The organism is Bradyrhizobium sp. CCBAU 45389, from assembly GCF_028128625.1.
Lineage (GTDB): Bacteria > Pseudomonadota > Alphaproteobacteria > Rhizobiales > Xanthobacteraceae > Bradyrhizobium > Bradyrhizobium liaoningense_B.
This window is the reverse complement of record NZ_LBIY01000078.1, coordinates 82,949-92,309: the sequence shown is the minus strand read 5'-3', so window position 1 is coordinate 92,309 and position 9,361 is coordinate 82,949. Positions and strand designations below refer to the sequence as shown.

Below are 9,361 nucleotides of genomic sequence, written 5' to 3'. Positions count from 1 at the left end.
AGTGCGAGCTTAAGTCTCGCCCTAGCTCACCGCTGAACGGTACAGGCCCGTCGATCAGGCGAGCGTCTCGCCTGGCTACAGCAGCCGGCATAGTCGCCGAGATACGGCGACGACGGCCACTCATCGCGTCCTTAACCCACCGTAGAAGGTCGACGTCCACGGCAGTCGCATCCGCGGGGGCGAGCGAGCTGCGCCTCGGCAATGCAGAAGCTGCCGGAACGCCAGTGTTTAGCTACCGTATTGTCGGGCGGCGCGGACACCTACGCTCCATGCGTATGGCAGAGCTTCATCATTCAATTCATAGCCGCCGATTGCGCGGAGCTTGAAGTTCACTGGATTATGGGAAGCGATCGTACGCGCATTGCGCCAGTGCCTATCAATCGCGAGCTTCTCTGACGTAAGAGACGCTCCGCCCACCTCGAAGAGCTCGGCGGTGGCGTCAAGAACAAGCTTGACGACCACTGCCTGCGCCTGCGCTGCCGCGCGCTCGGACGCATCAAGCTGTTGCGGGTCTTGATGTCGACCTCCGAGTGTTCTTGCGAGCTCGTCGACGGCGGCGAGGACTGCTGCTCGCGCACCGAAAGCCGCGCTCGACAGCCTGCCGATAACCTGTTGCACGAGCGGATCGTTCCGTGGCAGATCGGCAACGGCATGTGTAAAGGTGCGGGCTCGTGACCTGATCCAGTCCGCGGTCTCAGTAGCCGCGCATCTCGCAATTCCAGCGAGGGTCGCAAGCAGGACCAGCTGGACAAAGGCCGTTCCAAACACCCGTCCTTCCGTTCCATATCCGGGACCAAGAATTCGATCTTCAGGTACCGCTACATTCCTGAAATGAGCTGTACCGCTTGCCGTCAATCTCTGGCCAAAGCCATCCCAATCGTCCTGGACGCTGACGCCGGGCTGGCTGGTATCGACAATGACAGCGATCCGCTTGCCGTTCTGGTCAGCCGCCACAATCAAGTTACAGCGTGTCGGTTGTGTAGTATTTCGTGCCATCGAGCTGTAGTCCGGCTCCGTTCGACGTGACCGCTGTCCGGTAGCGATCGACAGCTCCGACGCCTAGCTCGGTTGTCGCGACCCCGATCAGAGCGCCGTTCGCGATGGCTCTGAGCCACCGCGCCTTGGCCGCCTCATCCTTGGTCAGGCGCAGATCTTCGACCAGGTTGAAGTGTGCCCTCAGCGCCTGTGGCAGATTGGAGTCCGCGGCCGCAAGTGCGATGAGCAGATCGAAGGTCTGACGAAGTGATGCGCCGAGGCCGCCGAACTCCACCGGAACCCGCAAGGCTCCAAAGCCGACCTCTTTGAGCAGTGTTATCGCTTCGAACGGGAGGGTGCGGTTTCGCTCGCGCTCACCGCACCCACGGCGATTTTCTCAAAGACCGGAACGAATCGCTTTTCCAGTTCTTCGTCGCTGATGGTTGGGCTCGCGAGGTGAATGGTCATCGTCCTGCTTGTCTCCGCTCAACTCAGTAGATCGAAAATCATCGCTCACGAAGAATAGTGCCCTATTGTCGGAGAGCCAGACTGTATTTCGGCGGGATCCAAGACGATCGTTCGGAGCGTCGTACCGATGAAAGAAAAAATCTGCTGAGCGACACGGTCACCGCAGATTCGCGGCAACGCGTAGACCCGGATGCGATCAGGGGGCGACTTGCGGTAAATCTGAGTGCATTCAATTCGACCAAGACATTTCTCGCGCAGGGCCGCGCAACAGTTTGAGGTACCCGCAAGTGTGACCTCTGACCGTGGGGCGATAGGTCCTCGGCAACACGCGGTCGGAGCGAATGCAATGGTCCTAGATTTGTCCGCAATATAAGTGCTCTGCCGCGCGGAGGCGCCAAGTCGCGCTTGAAAAAGCGTTCCGCCGCGGAATGCCGCCGGAAGTCTGCTTCGAAATTCGAGCGAGTTTGCACCGAGGACGGTGGCGCGTGCTCCGCTCCGACCCCAACGTCTCACTGAAGTTTCGTGCTCGCCGTCACGGGTGAACCTTCTTTCTGGCGATAGACCGACTGGACCGGTTATTTGCCATTGATTAAGATCAAACGGTTCAATTCAGATCCTCTATCCTTCAGCGAACTTAACGGAGGCAAGAGATCTCATGCGGTACCTTCTCGTTATCGGAGTGCTAGCACTTCCCATTTTCGTCGGCTTTGGATCGCGTTCGAGCGCTGCTTCGCGGGTTCATCCTTATATCCCACCGGCTCGCCAGGACGTTTATTGCCTGCAGGGCCGTACTTGGGGATATCCGGGCAACTGCCAGTTCTCTACCTATAGCCAGTGCATGGCTACTGCATCCGGCACATACGCCTATTGCGGTATCAATCCGATCTACGCTTTCGAGCGACAAGGAAGACAGTTGCGCTGATGTGAATGAGAATTGCTAGATCAGCCAACGGCGGCGTAGGACGCAAGCGCGGACAGTCGAGGCTCTTATCGCCATTCGGCCGACCTCACCCTGATTCTGCGCTGAATTCCGCTGCTTAGGCCGTTTCGTTTGATTGCGCCTAATGCCAGGCGTGCTGTGCATGTCGGACAGCGGTCCGTTCATGCGAGTTCGATCTTGCCAATCACTTGAGAGTGCAAGTGACCTGAGAAGCCGGCGAATGCGATAAGAATATTCCAGCCAGTCGGCGAATTCGAATATCGAGTGGAGATGCTGATGGCGCCGATCGTCCGCAGCAATTGAACGAGCTTCTGCTGGCGAAGGAATGATTAGCTTGCACCGGCAAAGCAACAAACGATGCGTTCGCTGCGAAACAAAAGAAAGCTGTTTATCTCCGCGCAGCGAAAAATAGTGGGTCTTGGACTCGTAGGGTCGGACAATCTCTGAGAGGATTGGTCATCAGGCGATGGTGCCATTCAGGAGCGCTGATGATGCGCAACAACATGTTCGACAAGGTGAGGCATTCGGTTATGCGCGAGCTTGTCGATCAGTTGTGTTCGTGTCGTTTCTGAGTGGCGTCTCAATTCGCAGGAGCGATCTAGCCTGAGATCGCTCTAGCTCCTCGAAATCAATAACGTAGGCAGTGTCGGCACTCGCTCGTCCCGAGCGGCGTGGTCGCATGGTGCTGCCTCGCTGAAGCCGTCGCTCTTTCACCGCAAGCGTCATTCTCAAGGGACAAGCAAGATGTCTTTGAACAACAAACCGATCAAATTCGCCTACTGGGTGCCGAACGTATCCGGTGGCCTCGTGATTTCTTCGATCGAGCAGCGTACTAGCTGGGACATCGACTACAACCGGAAGCTTGCGCAAATCGCCGAGAAGGCAGGCTTCGACTACGCACTCAGTCAGATCCGGTTCACGGCCGGCTACGGAGCCGACAAGCAGCATGAGCCGGTCAGCTTCTCGCACGCCCTGCTGGCGGCGACCGAAAGGCTCAAGGTGATCGCTGCCCTCCTTCCCGGGCCATGGAATCCGGCGGTAGCGGCAAAGCAGATTGCGACGATCAGCCAGCTCACCAATGGGCGCGTTGCCGTCAATATCGTGTCAGGCTGGTTCCGCGGCGAATTCCATGCGATCGGCGAACCCTGGCTCGACCACGACGAACGCTACCGGCGCTCGGAGGAGTTCATCAAGGCTCTACGCGGGATCTGGACGGAGGAGAGCTTTACGCTCAAGGGAGATTTCTATCGGTTCAACGAGTACTCGCTCAAGCCGAAGCCGCTCGATCCGCTGCCCGAGATATTCCAGGGCGGCTCCTCGCGGGCCGCCCGCGATATGGCCGCTCGCGTGTCCGATTGGTATTTCACCAACGGAAATACGCCAGAGGGGCTGAAAGCGCAGGTCGAGGACATCAGGTCCAAGGAGAAGACCTTCGGCAAGGGGTGGCAGACCAAAATCGGCATCAATGCATTCGGCATCGTGCGGCAGACTGAAAAGGAGGCCAAGGAGGTGCTGCAGGAGATCCTCGACAAGGCGATCCCCGATGCGGTTCGCGGCTTCCACCATGAGGTCCAGAATGCGGGCAACGCCAGCCCCGAGCGCGAAGGCAACTGGGCCAAATCCACTTTTCAGGATCTCGTTCAATACAACGACGGCTTCCGCTCGAACCTGATCGGCACGCCCCAGCAAGTTGCTGAACGGATCATCGAGCTCAAGCACGCCGGCGCCGACCTGATCCTGCTCGGGTTTCTGCATTTCCAGGAAGAGGTCGAATATTTCGGCAAGCACGTGATCCCGCTGGTTCGCGAGCTTGAGGCAAGGACGCCTGTGCGCGTTCAGGCTGCCGAATAGGGGCAAAACGAGAGGCAGCCACGTGACGGCGATTGCGACAGGGGCGGGCGCGTTTCGGCTGGAGGAGATCCCTCCACGCCGATACGCGGATACATCCGCCGGAAGGCGCCAGGGGGCGCTGGAGGGGGACGCGGAGCGGACTGTGAGACCCGTACGGCCGGCGCTCGGGCTTTCGAATATTTCGCTGACATTTGGCGGCGTCGCAGCGCTACGTGAGGTCGATCTGGAGGTCGCCCAGGGAGAGATCCTGGCGGTGATCGGACCGAACGGCGCCGGCAAGAGCTCGCTCCTCAACATCGTCACCGGGCTTTACCGGCCGGACCGCGGGGAGGTGTGGTTTGGCGAGCACTCCTTTCGCGAAGTGCCGACGTCGAAGCTTGCAGCCCTAGGCGTGGCGCGGACCTTTCAAAATCTTGCGCTTTTCAAGGGACTTTCCGTTTTCGACAATGTCCTGATGGGACTGGCGCACCGCGTTAGGACCGGGTTATTGCGGCAGATCGTCGGCTCGCCACTGGCGAGACGGATCGAGGCCGAGAATCGCGCGGCCGCCGAAGACGTGATCGGCTTCCTGCATCTCACTGAGGTTCGTGACCGTCTTGCTGGAACGCTTCCCTACGGAGTGCAGAAGCGGGTCGAGCTGGCGCGGGCGCTGGTTGCTCGGCCAAAACTCCTGCTACTGGACGAGCCGTTCGCAGGCGTGACCCTTACCGAAAAGAGGGAGCTGTCGCAGCACGTGCGTAACGCTCGCGACAGCTTCGGCGCAACAATCGTCCTGATCGAGCACGACATCGGCATCGTGATGGGGCTGTCGGATCGCGTGGCCGTGCTCGACTACGGACGAAAGATCGCCGACGGCACGCCAGACCAGGTCAGCGCCGATCCGGCGGTGATCGATGCCTATCTCGGCGTCACACACGAGGACGAGACGGAGCTCGCGATCTGATGTTTGACTATCAGTTTTTCCTCGAAGTGCTGATCGGTGGCCTGCTTTCGGGAGTGATGTACTCCCTGGTCGCGATCGGGTTCGTGCTGATCTACAAGACGTCGGGTGTGCTCAACTTCGCACAGGGCGCGATGCTGTTGTTCGCGGCCCTGACCTTCGTCAGTCTCGTCGAGCGCGGCGCGCCATTCGTTGCGGCGCTAGCAGCGACGCTGGTCATCATGATCGCGCTGGGCATCGCCACCGAGCGGTTGGTGCTGCGGCCGCTGGTCAACCAGCCGCCGATCACCCTGTTCATGGCGACCCTCGGGCTTTCCTACGTCATCGAAGGGGCAGCCCAGCTTCTATGGGGCACGCAGGTTCATGGCCTCGACATCGGCATCAGCGACACGCCGTTCGAGGCGTCTGGCGTGCTGATCAGCCGGTTCGACCTGTTTGCCGCGGCGGTCGCCGGAAGCCTGGTCGCGCTGTTTGCGCTCTTCTTTCGCTACACCCGCACCGGACTGTCGTTTCGCGCCGTGGCTGATGACCAATTTGCAGCGCTTGCGGTCGGCCTGCGGCTGCCACGCGTCTGGGCCGCTGTGTGGACAGTGGCGGGGATCGTCGCCCTGGTCGGTGGGCTCCTATGGGGTGCACGGCTCGGCGTGCAGTTCTCGCTGTCGCTCGTCGTCTTGAAGGCGCTCCCGGTTTTGGTCCTCGGCGGGTTCGATTCGATCACAGGGGCGATCATTGGCGGTCTTTTGGTAGGTGCAATCGAAAAACTGGCGGAGGTTTATGTCGGACCGTCCTTTGGCGGCGGCATCGAGGCCTGGGCTGCCTATGTCGCGGCACTGGCGCTCCTCTTGATCCGGCCATCGGGCCTGTTCGGGCAGAAGCTGGTGGAGAGGGTGTAGGTCGTGCCAGTCCTCACTCCTGCCAAATCGAGCTGGTTCTCCGGCGAGACGCTGTGGATCGTCCTCGTGATCGTGGCCGCCTACGGCATCGTTCCGCTTGCAGGGTCGGATTATCTGCTCGACGCCGTACTCACTCCATTTCTGGCGCTGTCACTTGCTGCCGTCGGGCTCAACGTCCTGACCGGCTATGCCGGTCAGGTCTCGCTCGGCTCGGCCGCCTTCCTCGCTGTCGGCGCCTACGCCGCGTACAATCTTCATCTTCGTGTCCCCGCATTGCCGCTGCTCATCGATCTGGTGCTGGCCGGGGGCGTCGCGGCGGCTATCGGCATCGTATTCGGGCTGCCGAGCCTACGGTTGCGCGGGTTCTATCTCGCCGTGTCGACGCTCGCCGCGCAGTTTTTCGTACAGTGGGCGCTGACCAAGTTCAGCTGGTTCTCCAACGACAATCCATCCGGGGTAATAGATGCGCCGGTTCTCAGTATCGCCGGCAGCGCGTTCACCAGCGCCGCCGAACGTTACGTCTTCTCGCTGACGATCGTGGTCGTTCTGACCCTGCTGACGCTGCGATTGCTGCGTTCCCAATCCGGTCGGAACTTCATCGCGGTTCGCGACCATGAGATCGCGGCCAAGGTGATCGGCGTGCCGCTCTTGCGCACCAAGCTGCTCGCCTTCGCCATCTCGTCCTTCCTTATTGGCGTCGCCGGCGTGCTCTGGGCTTTTGCGTATTTGCGCACTGTCGAGCCAGCTGGCTTCAATCTCGATCGCTCGTTCCAGATCTTGTTCATCATTATCATTGGCGGCCTCGCCTCGTTGCGCGGTTCCTTTATCGGCGCGGCTTTCATCGTGGTGTTTCCGCTCTTGCTGTCGCGCGTCGGCGCGGCCTTGCTCGGCAGCGTGTTCGATTCCGGCGTCCTGGAGATGAGCCAGCGCATCGTCATCGGTGCGCTCATCATTGTCTTTCTCATCGCAGAACCGCGCGGGCTGATCGCCCTCTGGGACCGCGCCTTCGCCGCCGTCCGGCCGGCCAAGCGCCCGGCGTAACCGACCTGAAACCTGATTAACCCAAAGGAGCTTGCAATGAACATGATGAGACGTCTGAAGGTCACAATGGCTGCGGCGCTCGCCGTAGGCCTTGCCAATACGTTCACGGCCCATGCCGACGAACAGTTCTTTCCGCTGCAGAGTTATCGCGTTGGCCCCTATGCTGCCGGCGGTACCGGGTTCTTTGGTGGCTTCATCGACTATCTCAATCTGATCAACATTCGCGATGGTGGCGTTAACGGCGTCAAGCTGACCTGGGATGAAGGTGAGACCCAGTACGAAGTGGAACGCGGCGTCGAGGTCTATGAGCGGCTAAAGAGCCGTCCTGGAATCGCGGCCTGGAACCCGCTGTCGGTCGGCATCGCTTATGCCATGATCGACCGCATCACCAAGGACAAGGTGCCGCTGATTACCATCAACCATGGTCGTACCGATTCGACCGACGGCCGCGTGTTCCCTTATGTCTTTCCGCTGCTGCTCAATCCCTACAGCGAGACTTCCGGCATCGTGAACTACATTGCCTCCAAAGAAGGAGGTGCGGACAAGCTGAAGGGCAAGAAGATCGTCGTGCTTTATCATGGCTCGCCGTATGGCAAGGAGACGATCCCGATCTACAAGCGCCTGGCGGATAAATACGGCTTTGAGGTGGAACAGATCGAGGTCCCGCACCCAGGCAATGAGCAGCAATCGCAATGGCTCTCCATCCGCCGGGCGAAACCGGACTACGTGGTGTTGCGGGGCTGGGGTGTGATGAATCCGGTGGCGCTGAAGACCGCGCAGAAGGTCGGTTTCCCCGCCGACCACATCATCGGCAACGTCTGGTCCAACTCCGAGGAGGATGTCATTCCCGCCGGTGACGCCGCGAAGGGCTACATCGCGATCACGACCCAGGCCTCCGGCGCCGATTATTCCGTGCTTCAGGAGGTCATCAAGACCGTCTATGGCGCGAACAAGGGCAATCTCGATGACAAGAAGCGGATCGGCAGCGTCTATCACAACCTCGGGATCGTGAACGGCATCCTCAATGTCGAAGCTGTCCGGATTGCGCAGGCAAAGTTTGGCAAGCGCACCTTGACCGGTGACGAGGTCCGCTGGGGCTTCGAGCACCTGCAACTCGATCCGGCGCGGGTGGAGGCGCTGGGCGCGAAGGGTCTGTTCCATTCGATTAACGTCACCTGGGACAATCACGAGGGAGATGGCCGCGTCACATTCCAGCAATGGGATGGCAGCAAATGGAAGGTCGTCTCGGATTGGATTGCGCCGGATTGGGCGTCCCTGCGGCCCATCATCGAGAAGTCGTCGGCCGCCTATGCGAAGGAGCACAACATCAAGATCCGGACCTCCGGCGATGAACCGGTGAGCCAGTAGCGCAAGGCAACGCTTGGGTTACTGCGGGAGCCTCGGCTCCCGCAGTTTCAGACGGGGTGAATCCGGGCATGAGTGACGTTCTGCTTTCGGTTGAAGGGTTGGCGGCAACCTACAACCACGCCATCCGCGCGGTGAGTGACGTATCATTTGCGGTTCGGCGTGGCGAAATCGTCGCCGTACTCGGCGCAAACGGCGCCGGCAAATCGACGACGCTCCAGGCGATCTCGGCGCTGCTGCCGGCTCGGCGCGGCCAAGTGGCCGCCGGGCGCATCATCTTCGACGGCCGCGAAATCGTGTCCGCATCGCCCGCGAAGCTGGTCCGTGCCGGGATCGTTCCGGTGCTCGAAGACCGGCATTGCTTCCCCTCGTTGACCGTGGAGGAGAACCTCATCACCGGCGCCATTGGCCGCGGCGCAAAGTCTAGGGCAATCCGCGCCGATCTGGACGAGGTCTATGAGCTTTTCCCACGACTGAAGCGTCATCGCAGGTCGGTTTCGGGCCTCACCTCGGGCGGCGAGCAGCAGATGACCGCGATCGGCCGTGCGCTGATGTCACATCCGCGCCTCTTGGTGCTGGACGAACCTTCCATGGGGCTTGCGCCGCTCGTCGTTGAAGGCATTTTCCGCGCGCTGAAGCAGCTCAACAGCGAGCGGGGGCTTTCGATCCTGGTCGCGGAACAGAATTCAACGGTTGCGCTGCGCTTTGCCGACCATGCTGTCGTGCTTGAGAGCGGCCGCAGCGCGCTGTCCGGTGCATCAACCGAATTGCGCAGTCGCGACGACATCAAAACCCTTTACCTCGGCGGTTCGCCGCAAATCGATGTCGCCGAGAAGCCGCTGATCCATGCCGTTGTCACGGTTTGACGAACACAGGGGAGAATGACCA

At 60.5% G+C, this 9,361-nt stretch carries 10 protein-coding genes; 7 read left to right on the top strand and 3 right to left on the bottom strand.

Annotation, left to right across the window (positions count from 1 at the left end; translation table 11 throughout):
• Positions 1 to 228: 228 nt before the first annotated feature.
• Genes XH79_RS11175 through XH79_RS11165 form a run of 3 tightly spaced genes read right to left on the bottom strand, consistent with a single transcriptional unit; the run spans position 229 to position 1,443 of the window.
• The gene (locus XH79_RS11175; protein WP_271528053.1) at positions 229 to 996 is read right to left on the bottom strand and encodes an acyl-CoA dehydrogenase family protein; all 768 of its coding nucleotides are present in this window, start codon (positions 994 to 996) and stop codon (positions 229 to 231) included.
• Positions 962 to 1,309, bottom strand: coding sequence for an acyl-CoA dehydrogenase family protein (locus XH79_RS11170; protein WP_271528129.1), 348 nt, complete (start codon positions 1,307 to 1,309; stop codon positions 962 to 964). Before XH79_RS11170 ends, XH79_RS11175 begins: the two co-directional genes overlap by 35 nt.
• A 2-nt stretch (positions 1,310 to 1,311) precedes the next feature.
• A complete protein-coding gene (locus tag XH79_RS11165; protein ID WP_271528054.1) occupies positions 1,312 to 1,443 on the bottom strand; it encodes a hypothetical protein in 132 nt (43 codons plus the stop codon).
• A 655-nt stretch (positions 1,444 to 2,098) separates the two neighbouring features.
• On the opposite strand from XH79_RS11165, the gene XH79_RS11160 reads away from it, so the two are divergent.
• The 7 genes from XH79_RS11160 (at position 2,099) to XH79_RS11130 (ending at position 9,339) form a co-directional block, all read left to right on the top strand.
• The gene (locus XH79_RS11160; protein ID WP_271528055.1) at positions 2,099 to 2,365 is read left to right on the top strand and encodes a DUF3551 domain-containing protein; all 267 of its coding nucleotides are present in this window, start codon (positions 2,099 to 2,101) and stop codon (positions 2,363 to 2,365) included.
• Between the two features lie 762 nt (positions 2,366 to 3,127).
• Positions 3,128 to 4,234 carry a dimethylsulfone monooxygenase SfnG gene (sfnG, locus tag XH79_RS11155; protein ID WP_271528056.1) on the top strand — a complete coding sequence of 369 codons (1,107 nt, stop codon included), beginning with the start codon at positions 3,128 to 3,130 and terminating at the stop codon, positions 4,232 to 4,234.
• A gap of 118 nt (positions 4,235 to 4,352) precedes the next feature.
• Positions 4,353 to 5,177 carry an ABC transporter ATP-binding protein gene (locus XH79_RS11150; protein ID WP_442868923.1) on the top strand — a complete coding sequence of 275 codons (825 nt, stop codon included), beginning with the start codon at positions 4,353 to 4,355 and terminating at the stop codon, positions 5,175 to 5,177.
• Positions 5,177 to 6,067, top strand: coding sequence for a branched-chain amino acid ABC transporter permease (locus tag XH79_RS11145; protein WP_128948154.1), 891 nt, complete (start codon positions 5,177 to 5,179; stop codon positions 6,065 to 6,067). The genes XH79_RS11150 and XH79_RS11145 overlap by 1 nt, the downstream gene beginning before the upstream one ends.
• 51 nt (positions 6,068 to 6,118) lie before the next feature.
• Positions 6,119 to 7,108 carry a branched-chain amino acid ABC transporter permease gene (locus XH79_RS11140; protein WP_430641885.1) on the top strand — a complete coding sequence of 330 codons (990 nt, stop codon included), beginning with the start codon at positions 6,119 to 6,121 and terminating at the stop codon, positions 7,106 to 7,108.
• A 45-nt stretch (positions 7,109 to 7,153) separates the two neighbouring features.
• The gene (locus XH79_RS11135) at positions 7,154 to 8,476 is read left to right on the top strand and encodes an ABC transporter substrate-binding protein (RefSeq protein ID WP_430641884.1); all 1,323 of its coding nucleotides are present in this window, start codon (positions 7,154 to 7,156) and stop codon (positions 8,474 to 8,476) included.
• Between the two features lie 68 nt (positions 8,477 to 8,544).
• Entirely contained in the window at positions 8,545 to 9,339 is a 795-nt protein-coding gene (locus XH79_RS11130; RefSeq protein ID WP_271528130.1) for an ABC transporter ATP-binding protein, read from the top strand.
• Positions 9,340 to 9,361 lie beyond the last annotated feature (22 nt).

Bases quoted from the DNA above. Each gene is read 5' to 3' on its own strand.
- sfnG (WP_271528056.1), top strand. From the start codon at position 3,128: ATGTCTTTGAACAACAAACCGATCAAATTCGCCTACTGGGTGCCGAAC.
- XH79_RS11165 (WP_271528054.1), bottom strand. From the start codon at position 1,443: ATGACCATTCACCTCGCGAGCCCAACCATCAGCGACGAAGAACTGGAA.
- XH79_RS11130 (WP_271528130.1), top strand. From the start codon at position 8,545: ATGAGTGACGTTCTGCTTTCGGTTGAAGGGTTGGCGGCAACCTACAAC.
- XH79_RS11175 (WP_271528053.1), bottom strand. From the start codon at position 996: ATGGCACGAAATACTACACAACCGACACGCTGTAACTTGATTGTGGCG.
- XH79_RS11160 (WP_271528055.1), top strand. From the start codon at position 2,099: ATGCGGTACCTTCTCGTTATCGGAGTGCTAGCACTTCCCATTTTCGTC.
- XH79_RS11135 (WP_430641884.1), top strand. From the start codon at position 7,154: ATGAGACGTCTGAAGGTCACAATGGCTGCGGCGCTCGCCGTAGGCCTT.
- XH79_RS11145 (WP_128948154.1), top strand. From the start codon at position 5,177: ATGTTTGACTATCAGTTTTTCCTCGAAGTGCTGATCGGTGGCCTGCTT.